Raw genomic sequence first — 13,775 nt, forward strand, 5'->3', positions numbered from 1 at the left:
AAATATAAATAATTAATCTTGATTATTCAATAACAAAACAGCCCTGTTTCTCGAAAGAAACAGGGCTGCTGCGAGTTGCCGTTTGGATGCGCTGGGTCGGCGCCGCTAGTCTTTCTCGTACACCTTCACCACAAACACGTAGTCCTGCAGCTTCTTGAGTTGCTGCGGGCGGCCCGAGCCGGCCAGCTGGCCGTAGCGGGGCAGGTGGTAGGGTGCGGTAGCCTTAGCCGTGGCCGCCAGCGAATCGACCAGCCGCACCAGATACGACGACTTGGTGGCGAAGGCCGCGCTCTGCGCGTCGTTCTGCCGACCGCTCACCACGCCAATCAGGTTGCCGCGCTCATCAAGCAGCGGGCCGCCCGAGTTGCCCGGGTTCACCGGGATGCTCACCTGGTAGAAGGCCGTGTCGCCCTCGAAGCCCGAGCGGGCGCTCAATGAACCCTCGCCGTACACCACGTCCTCGCGCGGATAGCCCAGCGTGAACACCCGCTCGCCTAGGTCGGCTTGCCCTGACTTCACCGCGTAGGGCAGGCGGCCGAAGCCCGTGAACTTCTTGTCTGTAATGCGCAGAATGGCCAGGTCGTGCTTGATGTCGGAATACACCGGCTCAGCGTGGTAGCGCTGGTGGTTTTTGCCTTCAATGAGCAATGAATCAGCGCCCTGAATAACGTGGTAGCTGGTCACGATGTAGCCTTCAGAGGTCAATGCGAAGCCCGTACCGCTGAAATTGCTTGTAGGCGGGGTGGGTACAACAGAATCATCGATACGATTGATTTTGCGCTTGATATCCGTCTGACTCTTCTTGAGGTTGTTAATCTCGCGGCGCATCACGTTGTAGCCATACAGCGAGGGCTGCACCTTCGAGTTGCGCCAGATATCCAAGCCCAGCAGGGTGGCAAACACGGCCATCACGGCCACCGAGGCGGCCACGCCCACCGTGGCGCGGTGCCCGCTCCAGAACTCGCGCAGTTTGCGCTCGGTGCGCGAAATGCGCAGCATCGGGTTCACGGTGTGGGTGAGGCCGGTAGCGGGAAGGGAAACTTCGGCCGGGGCTTCGGCGGCCAGCATGGCGGCGTGGATGCCGCGCAGCTGCTGGCGCGTCTGCTGGCGCTGGCGGTAGGCGCGCAGCGTGCCGGTCAACTCGGTGAAGTCGGCATAGCGCAGGGCGAAGTCCGGGTCGGCCGACAGGCGCGCTTCGAGGCTGGTGCGGGCGGGCCCGGCCAGCTCGCCGTGCGAGTAAGCTTCAAATAAGGCGTAATAGTCTGCTTCAGTCATCATGGGTAAAAGCCGCGGGGTGGGAACCGGCAGCGGTAAGCGAATTGAGAATTCTGCGGGCCGTTTGCCCGCAGCTAACGATATCAGATAGGCTCTTCTTTATAATGGGCAAAGAATAGTTTTTTGAGGCGCACGAGGCACTTATATTTCTGATTCTTCGCGTTATCGGCGTTGGTGTAGCCGAATTCGCTGGTTAAGTCCTGCATCGATTTATCGAGCAGGTAGAAGCCTTCCAGAAGCGAACGACAGGGCTCCCCCAGGTGGTTCAGGGCCTCGCTCATGGTGGCGAAACGGCGGTCCTGCTCCTCGGCGGCCAGCACATCTTCCTCGGCCCCCGTGTTGAGGTAGGGGCCGTGCTCCTCGTCGTCGAGCAGGCGCACGCCGAAGCGGCTTTTGCTCGTGAGGCGCTTCAGCCACAGGCGGCGGCACACGGCGTAGAGGTAGGTTTTAATCTGGCAGCTCAGCTCCAGGGAGCCGTCGCGTACTTTTTCATAAAACACCATCACGCCTTCCTGGTACACGTCCTGGGCATCGTCTTCGGAGCCGCTGTTTTGCAGCACGAAGTGCGACACCATGGGCCAGTGCAGCCGGTAGAGGTGGGCCAGCGCCCGCTCATCGCCGGAGCGAATGGCGGCAATCAGCGCGTCATCGGTAGGAGTCAAAGAAGAGGAAGTTGGATTGCCCCTGCTCATTCACTTTGGGAATTAATACGAAAGCGGGCGGTAAGTAACCCGGCGAAAAAATATTTTTCTAGCCCGGGTTACCTTTTCGGTAGGGCGGGATAAAGGGCGTTTTTAAGTTAACCCACTTTCAAAATTACCCTCAAAATGAACAACCTGTTCAAAGTTGCTGCTCTGGGCCTGGCCCTCACCGCTGGTCTGACCTCGTGCGAGTCGAAGAAGACCGAAGAAACCACCGTTGAGACTCCTGCTGCTAGCACCGAGACTTCGACTACCACCACCACCGACACCACCGCCATGGCTCCGGCTGCTGACGCTACGGCTCCCGCCACCACGGACGCTGCTGCTGCTCCTGCTGCTACCACCGAGGCTCCTGCTGCCGGTGCTACCACCACCACCACCACGACCGAAGAAGTTAAGAAGTAATTGGCCGCTGGCCTCGCGCCAGCAGTTGATTCCTCTGCTTACAAAAACAGCCCGGACGCAAGTCCGGGCTGTTTTTTTGTGTCCGCTGCTCGGCTTGTTAGTCAATCAGAGCCAGCAAATCGGCCGCAATGCCGGGCCAGGGTTGGTGCAGGTTGAGGGTGACGACGCGCACCGGGTGCCCGCCCAGGGTGTAGCGCACGTCCAACGCCTGGCTGGCGGCCGGGTAGAGCACGATGCCTTCCAGGGTCTGGCCGGGAGCGGGGCGCTGGTTCTGGAGGTAGGCGTAGAGCTGGTAGAGGTGGGGCGCGATGAGGCGCTGCCGGTCGTAGCGCGGGCGCAGGGCGGCGGCGTAATATTTGGTGTCGAGGATGATTTTGCGGTCGGGGGCGTCGAGGGTCGTGTCGGTGAGCATGGTGGGCAGCAGGGCCAGGTCGTCGGGCTGCGGGGCTTCGGCCTGCCAGGCAATGGTTTCGGCATACACGCGGTAGCGGCGCTGCTCGCGGCGGAAGAAGTTGCGGGTGAACTGCTCAAACAGCCGCGCCATCAGCACTTCGTCGCGCCGGAAATCGGCGAAGCGGCTCCGGCCGTTGGCCGCCGGCTCGGGTAGGGCCGTGAGCCATACCAGCTCGCACACGTGTAGCAGAAACGCCTCCCGGCTGCCGGGCCGCTGCCGCCGCAGCTCGCGGAAGGTGGCGGCGGTGGGCGGGACCAGCGGCGTTTCAGCCGCCGCCGCGGGCAGGCGCCGCCGGACGTGGCCCAGCTCGCGCCGCAAAGCCAATGGCAAATCCGTGGCGCGCGCCAGCACGGCCAGCGTGTGAGCCAGCAGGCGGAGGAGCGGCGAGTCGGTGCTCAACTCATCGAAGGAGCATACGGCCCGGCCCTGCGCCAGCAAGCCGCGGCCGAGGCTGGGCGCCAGTTCCACCCGCCCGCGCAGGCTGGTGAGCTCGGCCATGCGGGGCTCAAAATTGCGCGGCAGGCCGGCGCGGAGCAGTCGGCGCGTGGCGTGCAGCAGCACCTGGGCCAGCAGCCCTAGCGGCCGATGGAACGGCGTGGCCTCGCTGGCTTGCAGCACGGCCGGCTCGGGCAGCCGGTTCCAGGCGTAGCAGAGAAAGTAGTAAAGGGTGGGGAGCGGTATCACAGCAAAGCGAAGCTAGGGCGGCAGGGGCGAAAAGCAGCGGTGGCTGACTGCTGGCGCATTCTGGTTTCGAAGAAGCCAGGCGGAAAAGCTTGGCCGTAATTCTCTGCGCATAAATGGCGGGCAGTTTCAATTACTGGGAAAAAGACGGTGTTTGTCGGTTGAGGTACCGGGTTGAGCGAAGCAGGGAAATGGCCGAATGGGGCTAGGGTAACTTTGTATTGTTCAATTAACCCGCCTGTTCTTATGCGCCTCCTCCGTCAACTCTTCGCCGTTATTTTGTTCAGTGGGGTGTTTTTGCCAGTCGCGCAGGCGCGGGAGTTGGCCGCCGACAGCAGCCGCCTAGCGCCGGCCCGCGCTGCGGCAGTAGCAGCCCCGGCAGCCGTAAAAACAATTAAGCTTTCGGGCAAAATTGTGGACGGCGCGCGGGCCCTGCCGGGCGCGGTAGTCGTGCTCACCGCCACCAATCAAATGACGGTTACCAATGCAGCCGGAGAATTTTCCTTCGATGTACTGCCCCATGCCGGCCCGTTGCAAGCCAACATCACCTACGCCGGCTACACCGACGCGGAAGTGACGCTGAGCACGAACTTCAACGCGGCCACCGTAGGCTTGTCCAAAGAACAGCCTAAGAAGGCTTTGCCCGCCACGCATCGCTCCAGGTAGCTGCCTGGCAGCCGGGAAGGTCTTAATAAAATAAAGGGTCTGAAATAGAACCGAAGTAAAAAAAAGCAGCAGCCGAAAAATGTCTGATTTTCAGATGTTTTTCGGCTGCTCTTTTCAGGCCAGCAGCTTCCGCAGCTGCGCGGCGGCCGTGGCGGGCTGCTCACGCCAATAATCGGCCAGCAAGGGGCCAATTTCCTGCTCGAAAATCAGGCGTAGCCACGCCGCTGCCTGCGCCGGCTGAGTGGGCGGCTGGCAGAAGTAGCTGTGGCCAATTTCGAAGTCGGGACCCAACTCCGGGTCGTCGGCAATAACCTGGTTGAGCGCAGTCATGCGCGTGCACAGCTGGTCAATGACCGACGGGGGCACCTGCCGCGCCGCCAGATACGCCCGCAGCGGCGCGTTAAACTGCGGCGCCAGCGCCACGAAGGCGAAGCGGCGGCGCAACGCATAATCGAGTGGGCTGAGCGAACGGTCGGCCAGGTTGAGGGTGCCGATAACGTAGAGGTTATCGGGTACGAAAAACCGGGGTGCCTCCGCCGGAGCGTAGGGCAGGCGCAGGGCGTGGGCCTGGCCGCGCTTATCGGCTTCGAGGAGCAGCAGCAACTCGCCAAAAATGCGAGGCACGTTGCCGCGGTTCACTTCGTCAATCAGCAGGAAGTAGGGCCGGCCGGGGTCGACGGCGGCGCGCTGGCACAGCAGCGGCAACACGCCGGGCACGAGGTGGAACTGGCCTTCGGCATCGGGCCGGAAGCCCAGCATAAAATCCTCGTAGCCGTAGCTGGGATGGAACTGCACCAACTCCACGCGGCGCTCGTCCTGGGCGCCGAGCAGCAGCCAGGCCAGGCGCCGGGCCAGGAACGTTTTGCCGGTGCCGGGCGGGCCCTGCAGCAGCAGGTTGCGGCGGCGCTGCAGGCCGGCGAGGGCCGCGTCCAGTGCTGCTTCGTCGATAAATAATTCGGCGAGTGCATCCGCACGGCTATAACTGGGCGGGGCGTATGGCGTGGCCGGCTCAGCGGCAGCGCTGGGCAGCAGGGCATCGGGTGTTTCTTTGGGCAGGCCGGTGTAGAGGTCTTCGGCTTGCTGGTGGGCCACTTCTTCGCCATCGGGCCCCGAGCCCGAGGTGAGCACCGGCCGCTTGGTGCTGATGGTGAAGTCGAGACTTTCGAGCAGGGCGTTGGTGGGTGCGCCGGCGGGGCGGGGCCAGTGGGCGGCGGGGTTGCCGGTGGCCAGGCGGTAGGCCAGTTCGGCCACGGCGCGGGGCGGGTAGCGCCGGCCCCGGTACACCAACTCGTACACGGTGCTGGGCGGCAGCGGGCGGCCTTCGCGGGCTATCTGACGCAGGGCGCGCAGCACCTGCTCGCGGGTGAGCAACGAGACCAGCGTACGGGCAGAATTGAGCGAATCAGACGGCATGGCGGGCAAGGTAGGACCAGAAGGCGATGGGGCAAAAAAAGAACGTCATGCTGAGCGAAGCCGAAGCATCTCTACCGCCATACTAAATCTGATTAGTTGCGCGGTAGAGATGCTTCGGCTTCGCTCAGCATGACGTTCCGAGAAGGCTGACAATAGCCAGCGTCAGCTTTACGGGGCTACCGTGAACTTGCGCGTCACCGAGTTGTAGGGGCCGGGAATGAGCGTACCGCTGCTGTCCACGAGCTCCAGCTTCACGGTGTTTTCGCCGGCGGGCAGGCCTTCCATCATGTAGGGCATCCAGCGGTCGAGCATAAACTCGGTGCCGTTGATGGTGGCGCGCACGCGGTTGCCACCGGCTTCGAGCGTGGTGTTTACCAAGTAGAAGTCCAGCATGATGCGCTTGGCATCGGCGCCGGAATACGTGTCTTTCGGACGGCTGTAGAACAGGTTCGGGCCGTTCACGTTGATGATGGGCGTGGCGGGCTTTTCGCCGTTGCCCACGTTGATGATGCGCAGGTCGTAGGCGCCGCGGTGCTTCAGGCTCTCGTGGTAGGAGCGCGAGAGGAAGGAGAGCACCACGTGCTGGCCGTCGGGAATAGCCTTAGTGAAGGTGGTTTCGTAATGGGCGGTGTAGGGCTCGTTGTCCACAATGTTGTGGATGTGCTGGCCCTTCATCGAGTTCGCCATTTCGCCCATGTGCGGGCCGCCGCTCATTTTGGTGAGCTGGAAGTTGCTGATTTGGTAGTTGAACGTCACCTCGCCGCTGGGCACGGTGGAATTGGCGATGGGCTGGCGCAGCTGCATCTGGGCCTCGGGGAAGCGGGGCGAGTCGCCGAAGGGCGTCAGACGGATGCCGTTCGACTCCATGCTTTCTCCGGTGGTGCTGGTGCGGGTGTTGGTGCCGGGCGCGCCGGCCGAAGCGCTAACGTCGGTGGCCGGTTTGCTCGTTTCGCAACCAGCAAGGGCGGCCAGCGTCAGGGTGCTGCACAGCAGCCAATGAGAAGTTTTCATGGTATAAAGAAGGCTCAAAAAAAGTTTGGCAGTAATTTTATGGGTAGACCTGTTGCCGCATCCGCTTACGCAGGGTGTCCGGTTCAGGGTTTTGCTTAACTTGCGGCCTTGCCTCGCGGGCTTCCGTGGGGCTTGCCGGCTCAAAGTAAACCTAAATTTCCCATGCAAGACCAACTTCTCGACCAAATTCCCTCGCTCGACCTCGCCGATTTCCGTTCCGGCGACCCCGAGCGCAAGGCCCGCTTCGTGCAACAGCTCGGCGAGGCCTACCAGAACATCGGCTTTGTGGCCCTGAAAAACCACGGCCTCAACGACGAGCAGACCAAACAATTGTACGCCGACGTGCAGGCCTTTTTCAAGCTGCCCGACGCCGCCAAGCAGCGCTACGAGAAGCCCGAGCTGGCCGGCCAGCGCGGCTACATCAGCAAAGGCAAGGAGCACGCCAAGGGCCGCAATACCGGTGACCTGAAGGAATTTTACCACGTGGGCCAGGAAGTAGAAGGCGAGGACCCCATCAAGAGCGAGTACCCCGACAACATCTGGCCCGAGGAGCTGAGCACCTTCAAAAACACGGCCCTGACCACTTACCGCACCCTGGAGTCGGCCGGGAAGGACGTGCTGCGCGCTATTGCCCTGTACCTGCACCTGCCCGAAAACTACTTCGACGACAAGGTGAAAAACGGCAACAGCATCCTGCGCCCCATTCACTACTTCCCCATCGAAGACCCGGACGCGGTGCCGGCCGATGCCGTGCGCGCCGCCGAACACGGCGACATCAACCTGATTACCTTGCTGATGGGCGCCAGCGCCGACGGCCTGCAGGTGAAGCGCCGCGACGGGAAGTGGATTCCCATCACGGCCCTGCCCGACCAGATTGTGGTGAACGTGGGCGACATGCTCCAGCGCCTCACCAACGGCGTGCTCAAGAGCACCATTCACCGCGTGGTGAACCCAGCGCGCGAGAAAATGAACACCTCGCGCTACAGCATCCCGTTCTTCATGCACCCGCGCTCGGAAATGAGCCTGGCCGCCCTGGAGCACTGCGTGACGCCCGAAAACCCCAAGAAGGAAGCTGACATCACGGCCGGCGAGTTCCTCAACGAGCGCCTGATTGAGCTGGGCTTGAAGAAGAAGTAAGCATATTTTTTGGGTATGACCTCAATATTCCCCGTTGGCCGGCTGGCCGGCGGGGAATTGTTTTTTCTGGCCCGGTCCCTGCATTAGTCTACGCTTAAACAATGCCGCCTATGCAATTCTTCTATTGGCCGTCGCTGCGACGCGCCCTGCTCGGCGTCTTGCCGGGACTGGCCTTGGTGGCCGTTCCGACGCGGGCGCAGGTTTCCCGCAGCCAGCCCAATGCCGGGTTTTGCGAGCAGATTACAATCAGCAGTCTCGACGGCACGGGCGGGTTTGAGTACCCGGCGTGGGGCGCGGCACGCTTTAACCCCGCCGATGACAACCAAGTGGCTGCGTTGCGCAGCGAAATAGACAGCGCTGGCGTGGTGCGGCGCCACCTCTACGTGCTGAACCTGAAGACGCACGCGCAGAAGCGGCTGGTGCGCGACGTGGGCTGCCAGCTGGCCTGGGGCCGCACCGGCTGGCTGGTGTTGGAGCGGGGCGGCCAACTGTGGCGGGTGAAAGCCAACGGCGACAGCCTGGCCCGCCTAGCGCCCGCCGCCAACGGCGCCTTGTACCCGGCCTGGAACCCCGATGGCCGCTTGCTGGCCTGCTGGCAACGCGACAGCCTCGACCCCGATGCTTGGGCGCTGACGCTGCTCTCGCCGGCCGGCCACCGGGTACGGCGGGTGCCGACGGCGGGCATAGGGCTGTTTGGGCCGCCGGCTTGGTCGCCCGATGGCCGCAAGCTGGCCTTTCTCAGCCGTCCCCACAACGAGCAGCAGTACTACATGCCCAGCATTTACGAGCTGGACTTGGCCACCGGCAAAATCCGAACGGTGCGCCAGGCCTTGGAGCGACACTACCCAAAGGCCGCCAGTGTGCATTGGCTCAAAACCGGAAAGCAGCTGTTGTGGCGCGATTCTGAACGGGACCTAGCCGTGCTCAACGTGGCCACCGGCCGGCCGCAGGGCAAGGCCGAATCCGGGCCGCCGCGCCTGCGCATCCTGTCGCTGGACGTGGCCGCGGACAGCCAACGGCTGGTGATGGTGGTCTGGGAATCTTTCCGGGGAGCCGGCCCGGGGGCGGGTACGCTGTTTTACCGGAGCCGGCTCGCCACGGCCGCGCTGCCCGGCAAGAAACTGCAGTATTGGTAATAAAATAGCCGGGCAAGGCCAGTAATACCTGTCGGACCTTGCCCGCGCAGTTCCTATCTTCGGGCAAGTCAATTGCCCAATATTATGGTGCCTGCCAGCGCTGCGCCCCCCGCCGAAGTTTCGCTCACGCCGCCCCCGCGGCGCTCGGGCAAGCGCACCCGGCGCGTGCGGGGCATTATTTTTCTCAAGGACGTGGCCTTGCTGGCCTGCACGGCCTTTGGCGGGCCGCAGGCGCACCTGGCCATGTTTTTCCGGCTGCTCGTGGAAAAGCGGCGCTACATAAGTGCCGCCGAGCTGCTGGAGCTACAGGCGCTGTGCGCGCTGCTGCCGGGGCCAACTTCGACGCAAACCATTACCGTCATCGGCTTTCGGCTGGGCGGGCCCAACCTGGCCTACCTCACCCTGCTGGTGTGGGCCGCGCCCGCCGTGGTGCTGATGACGCTGGCCGCCCTCACCCTCAGCTACCTCGACCCGGCCCGGGTGGCGGCGCTGGTGCAGTTTGTGCAACCCGTGGCGGTGGGCTTCGTGGCTTTTTCGGCCTACAAGATTTCGGAGAAGGTTATTCATACCAAAACGGCGGTGGGCCTGATGGTGGCGGCCGCCATGCTGGCGTATTTTTTCCAGCTGCCCTGGATGCTGCCGCTGCTGCTGCTGGCCGGCGGCGCCGTGACGACGGTGCGCTACCGCAAGCACGCCATCGAGCAGGAGAAAAAGCCGCTGCGCGTGGAGTGGGCCAACTTTTTCCTGTGGTTTGGCACGCTGGCGGGCGCGGCCGTGCTGGGCCACTACACGCGCCTGCTGCCGGTGCGGCTGTTCGAGAATTTCTACCGCAACGGCTCACTGGTGTTTGGCGGCGGGCAGGTGCTGGCCCCGCTGCTCTACGCCGAGTTTGTGGAATTTAAGCACTACCTCACGGGGCCGGAGTTTCTGTCGGGGCTGGGGCTGGTGCAGGCCATGCCGGGGCCCAATTTCTCGATTGCGGCCTACATCGGGGCGCTGGCCATGCGGCCGGCGGGTGGCTCACACATGCAGCTACTGGGAGCCCTGGTGGGCGTGACGGGCATTTTTCTGCCGGGCACCTTCCTCATTTTCTTCGTCATCCGCTTCTGGGACCGGCTGCGGCAGTACCGTGTGGTAAAGGCTTCATTAGAAGGCATCAATGCCGTCAGCGCCGGGCTGGTGTGCGCAGCCACCTTCCTGCTCTACCACCCGCTGCCCTACCGGCTGCTGGACTTGCCCTTTCACCTCGGGCCGATAGACTCGCTGCCCTTGAACCCGCTGCTGGTGGGCACCACGTTTCTGCTGCTGCTCTGGGAAAAAGTGCCGAGCGTGGCTATTGTGGCCGTGGCGCTGCTGGCGGGCGCGGCGCTGGGGTAGGAAGAGCAGAGTGGCGGGTTGCGCCTGTCATTGCGAGCGAAACGCAGTGGAGCGCGGCAATCCGTCCTGTTCTCAGCGACTAGCCTAATAATGTGACAACCGAAGGTCAGCGCAGCTAAAGCCTTTTTCTAAAACACAGAAAGCCCCGGCGCCGCGCAGTGCCGGGGCTTTGTGGTAAAAGGGCAGGTCAGGTGTAGACAGGACGGATTGCCGCGCTCCACTGCGTTTCGCTCGCAATGACAAACGGCGCCTTACGTATTCGCCCGCCCTGCCAGATATTCCTTCCTCGCCTCTTCCAGATGCTGCACCAAGCCTGCGCGGCGCTTCAGCAGCTCCTCGCCGAGCGCGGGCGTGGCGCGGAAAAAGCGCAGCACCCGCAGCCGCTCCAGGCGGGCGCTGAGGGTGTTCCAGTAGCTGAGGGCGTAGAAGCCGGTGAGGGGCAGGCTGAGCACGTAGAGGGCCGTGAGGCGCCAGTCGTGCGTGAGGTAGTGTTGCACGGCCGCCGCCTGCAGCGCGTAGGCCAGCGGGAAGGTAATCATGCCCACCACCAGCATAATGGGCGCCACAAACTCCACATCCTTAGTGGCGCGCTTGGCAATGAGCGAGGGCAGAATGTAGGGCAGGTAGTTATTCAGCACCCCGTAGAGCCACACCGGCGCGCCGAAAAACAGATTGAGCAGGCCCGCGAAGGTGCCGCGCCGCTGGCCTTCCAGTGCCTCGTCGGTGAGGTGGTGGCGGCGCAGGTCTTCCAGGTACGTTTGGAACTGCAGGCGCATGGCCACCAGCCGGGTGGGGGCGTGCTGCTCAAACCAGGCCAGGGCCTGCAGCAGCGTCTGGCTGAGCTGGAAGTTGTCGTAGAGCGTGTTGGGGTCGTCGTCGGGGTTGAGGTGGCTGCCGAAGGTGCGCTCCACCTGCTGCACAAAGGCGTCCTCGGCCGCGTCGCGCGTGATGACGAGGCGGCGCTCCAGCGCTTCGCGGATGGCGTCAGTGAGCTGGTCGGCGGCGGCTTCGGGGTCCTGGGCGTAGGCGGCGGCGTAGTCGGCCACCCGAATGGGCGGGGCCACGTTCAGCAGCACGTCGGAACGGAAACGGCTGGGGTCGAAGTAATTGGTGGCAATGGGCACCACTTTCAGGCCCAGCTTGAAATCGTGCCGGGCCTCGGCGCCCAGCGCGATGCGGGCGGCGCCGGTTTTGAGGGGCCGCAGGCGGCGCTCGCTCACGCTGGTGCCTTCGGGGAAAATCATGATGGTGCCGCCGTGGTCGAGGTAGTCGTAGCAGCGGCCAAAAACAGCTTCGTTCTGGGCAGCTACCTGCTCGGGCGTGGCGGGCGCGCCGCCCACTTCGGCGTCTTGCCGCCGGTAGATGGGAATGGAGTTGCCCGACTGCATGATGGCCCGCACGACGGGATTGACGAAAAACGTGCTTTTGGCCAGAAACGCCACCGGCTGCCGGGTCTGGATGGCCGTCAGCAGCGGGTCCATGAGGGTGTTGGGGTGGTTGCCGGCGAAAAGCAGCGGGCCGGGCTGGTTCAGCCGTTCGCGGTGCCGGATTTCGATGCGTCGGAAAAACACCCGCAGCGCCACCTGCACCAGCGGTTTCATCACAGTATAGAAAAGCATGAGCGGGAATACGTAAGGCAAGCGAAGGTAGCCGGAAGCTCCGCATTCCGGCCCGCGCTTGCCGCCGGCCTACTGCGCCGAAAACCGGAAGGCCGCCGGCGTGAGCCCCGTTTTGCTCTTAAACAGCCGCGTGAAATACTGCGGGTACTCAAACCCCAGCCGAAATGCGGCCTCGTTTACTGTGAGCGAGGTGCTGAGCAGCAAGTGCTTGGCCTGCTCGATGAGGGCGTGGTGCAGGTGCTGCTGGGTAGTTTGGCCGGTGAGGGTGCGCAGCAGGTCGCTGAGGTAGGCCGGTGACACGTGTAGCGCATCGGCGAAGTGCTGCACGGTGGGCAAGGGCTGCGCGCCTTCGTGGGCGAAGTAGCTGGTTAGCAGGGTTTCGAAGCGACTGAGGAGGTCGTGCGCGGGCGTGCGCCGCGTCAGGAACTGGCGGTGGTAGAAGCGGTTGGCGTAGCTGAGCAGTACTTCCAGCTGCGAAATGAGCACGTCCTGGCTGAAGGCGTCGATGGGCTGCTCGTACTCGGCCTTGATGTTGCGCAGCAGTCCATCGAGCACCACTTCTTCCTTGGCCGAAAGGTGCAGCGCCTCGTGCACGTCGTAGGAGAAGAAGCTGTAGCTCAGAATCTTCTTGGCCAGCGGGTACTTTGTGAGCAGGTCGGGGTGAAACACCAGCATCCAGCCGCTGATTTCCGACAAATCCAGCGTCTCGTCGATGGCAAACACCTGCCCCGGCGCCTGAAACCCCAGCACGCCCTCGCCAAAATCGTAGGACTGCCGGCCGTAGTAAATATTGCCTTTCAAGCCCTTTTTCAGCCAGATGCTGTAGAGCTGCGGCACCACCGGCGTGAGGCCCGTGGGCCGGGCCTGCCCGCGCGTCTCGTTCAGGTCGATGATGGTGAGCAGCGGATGCGCTGGCGCCGGCCGCCCACAAAAGCGCGTGTAGTCCGTGACGGTGTGCAGCACCTGGAAGTCTTTGCTGGGCTGTTTCATGGAAGTTTTTGAAATCAATGAGAACCCAATTCCCGCATTAGAAACGCTTGAATTTCGGCGTTCATCTCCTCGTGAAACCGCGCCCGGACGAACCCCGGCGGGTCTTGCGAGGGCGGAAACGCTGGGCTCACCCGCGCCGCCGGAAATGGGCTCAAAAAAGAAAAGTGGCCGGCATTGGGCACCACGCGGTGCGTAACGCGACGACGGTCAGACACGCCGTTCAGCACAATCTGACCGTGCCAGGCGGAGGCGTGTTCGTCCTTCTCTCCCTCCAGCAACAGGATGGGCACCCGAACGTTGTGCAGGGCGCCTTTCTTCAGGAACCACGGCGTGGCCGGGGCCAGCAACACCACGGCTTTCACCCGCGCATCCACCGGCACGGGGATGGGCTGCTGTTGCCAGTCGGGCGAATCGCGTGGGGTGGCGGTGGGCTGCCCGCCCGCTAGTGCCAGCGCCGTGTAGCCGCCCAGCGAGTGCCCGATGAGGCCCACCACCTCCGGTTTCAGCGAAGCTGAAAACTGTTGGAATAAGGCATCGATAGCCAGCTGCAAATGCCGGGGCCGGGCCATCAGGTTCTGAGTGGTGTGGGCCCAGGAGTCGTCGTCGCGGTTGTTGTACGGGTGCTCGGGCAGGCCCACCACGAAGCCGTGGCGGGCTAAGTGGTGGGCCAGGTTCCGGTGCACCAGCCCCGAACTGCCGGTGCCGTGCGAGAGGACCACCAGCGGAAATACGCCCGGGCTGATGGACGCGTCCCGCGCCACATCCAGCGTGTAAGGGCCCACGTTTTCGGCCTGGCCGGTGGTGGATGTGGGGTAGAGCACTCTCAGGGGGAACGCGAGATTCAACTCACCGTCCGTCACTTGCAACTCGCGGTAGCCAACAAAATTTTCCATGCGTTTTGGAGAATAAG

The 13,775-nt window shown here is 63.3% G+C and carries 13 protein-coding genes; 5 read left to right on the forward strand and 8 right to left on the reverse strand.

Annotation, left to right across the window (positions count from 1 at the left end; genetic code table 11):
• Window positions 1-105: 105 nt before the first annotated feature.
• Both Q4S41_RS05795 and Q4S41_RS05800 read right to left on the reverse strand, forming a co-directional pair.
• Complete coding sequence (locus Q4S41_RS05795; protein WP_305030155.1) at window positions 106-1,278, reverse strand: S1C family serine protease; 1,173 nt, start codon at window positions 1,276-1,278, stop codon at window positions 106-108.
• An 80-nt stretch (window positions 1,279-1,358) separates the two neighbouring features.
• Window positions 1,359-1,967 carry an RNA polymerase sigma factor gene (locus Q4S41_RS05800; RefSeq protein WP_305013824.1) on the reverse strand — a complete coding sequence of 203 codons (609 nt, stop codon included), beginning with the start codon at window positions 1,965-1,967 and terminating at the stop codon, window positions 1,359-1,361.
• 135 nt (window positions 1,968-2,102) lie between these two features.
• Here Q4S41_RS05800 and Q4S41_RS05805 point away from each other — a divergent pair, with 135 nt between their 5' ends.
• Entirely contained in the window at window positions 2,103-2,381 is a 279-nt protein-coding gene (locus Q4S41_RS05805; RefSeq protein ID WP_305030156.1) for a hypothetical protein, read from the forward strand.
• Window positions 2,382-2,478: 97 nt separating this feature from the next.
• Here the strand turns inward: Q4S41_RS05805 and Q4S41_RS05810 are convergent, their stop codons facing one another.
• Complete coding sequence (locus Q4S41_RS05810; protein ID WP_305030157.1) at window positions 2,479-3,519, reverse strand: 5-methylcytosine restriction system specificity protein McrC; 1,041 nt, start codon at window positions 3,517-3,519, stop codon at window positions 2,479-2,481.
• 243 nt (window positions 3,520-3,762) lie between these two features.
• On the opposite strand from Q4S41_RS05810, the gene Q4S41_RS05815 reads away from it, so the two are divergent.
• Entirely contained in the window at window positions 3,763-4,182 is a 420-nt protein-coding gene (locus Q4S41_RS05815; RefSeq protein ID WP_305030158.1) for a carboxypeptidase-like regulatory domain-containing protein, read from the forward strand.
• A 114-nt stretch (window positions 4,183-4,296) separates the two neighbouring features.
• Here the strand turns inward: Q4S41_RS05815 and Q4S41_RS05820 are convergent, their stop codons facing one another.
• Window positions 4,297-5,595: an AAA family ATPase gene (locus Q4S41_RS05820; protein ID WP_305030159.1), complete on the reverse strand. Its 1,299-nt coding sequence runs from the start codon at window positions 5,593-5,595 to the stop codon at window positions 4,297-4,299.
• A gap of 168 nt (window positions 5,596-5,763) precedes the next feature.
• Window positions 5,764-6,606, reverse strand: coding sequence for a hypothetical protein (locus Q4S41_RS05825; protein ID WP_305030160.1), 843 nt, complete (start codon window positions 6,604-6,606; stop codon window positions 5,764-5,766).
• A 162-nt stretch (window positions 6,607-6,768) separates the two neighbouring features.
• Here Q4S41_RS05825 and Q4S41_RS05830 point away from each other — a divergent pair, with 162 nt between their 5' ends.
• From Q4S41_RS05830 to chrA, 3 genes are all read left to right on the forward strand, one after another.
• Window positions 6,769-7,743 (forward strand): isopenicillin N synthase family dioxygenase, encoded by a 975-nt coding sequence (locus Q4S41_RS05830; protein ID WP_305030161.1) that lies wholly within the window; start codon window positions 6,769-6,771, stop codon window positions 7,741-7,743.
• Between the two features lie 110 nt (window positions 7,744-7,853).
• The gene (locus tag Q4S41_RS05835; RefSeq protein WP_305030162.1) at window positions 7,854-8,879 is read left to right on the forward strand and encodes a TolB family protein; all 1,026 of its coding nucleotides are present in this window, start codon (window positions 7,854-7,856) and stop codon (window positions 8,877-8,879) included.
• Between the two features lie 84 nt (window positions 8,880-8,963).
• Window positions 8,964-10,256, forward strand: coding sequence for a chromate efflux transporter (chrA, locus tag Q4S41_RS05840; protein WP_305030163.1), 1,293 nt, complete (start codon window positions 8,964-8,966; stop codon window positions 10,254-10,256).
• A 251-nt stretch (window positions 10,257-10,507) separates the two neighbouring features.
• Here chrA and Q4S41_RS05845 read toward each other — a convergent pair whose 3' ends face one another.
• The 3 genes from Q4S41_RS05845 to Q4S41_RS05855 form a co-directional block, all read right to left on the reverse strand.
• Window positions 10,508-11,875 (reverse strand): lysophospholipid acyltransferase family protein, encoded by a 1,368-nt coding sequence (locus Q4S41_RS05845; protein WP_305030164.1) that lies wholly within the window; start codon window positions 11,873-11,875, stop codon window positions 10,508-10,510.
• 69 nt (window positions 11,876-11,944) lie between these two features.
• Entirely contained in the window at window positions 11,945-12,865 is a 921-nt protein-coding gene (locus tag Q4S41_RS05850; protein ID WP_305030165.1) for a helix-turn-helix domain-containing protein, read from the reverse strand.
• A gap of 14 nt (window positions 12,866-12,879) precedes the next feature.
• Window positions 12,880-13,758: an alpha/beta hydrolase family protein gene (locus tag Q4S41_RS05855; RefSeq protein ID WP_305030166.1), complete on the reverse strand. Its 879-nt coding sequence runs from the start codon at window positions 13,756-13,758 to the stop codon at window positions 12,880-12,882.
• Between the last annotated feature and the right edge of the window lie 17 nt (window positions 13,759-13,775).

This window comes from Hymenobacter convexus (assembly GCF_030580955.1).
Classification (GTDB): domain Bacteria; phylum Bacteroidota; class Bacteroidia; order Cytophagales; family Hymenobacteraceae; genus Hymenobacter.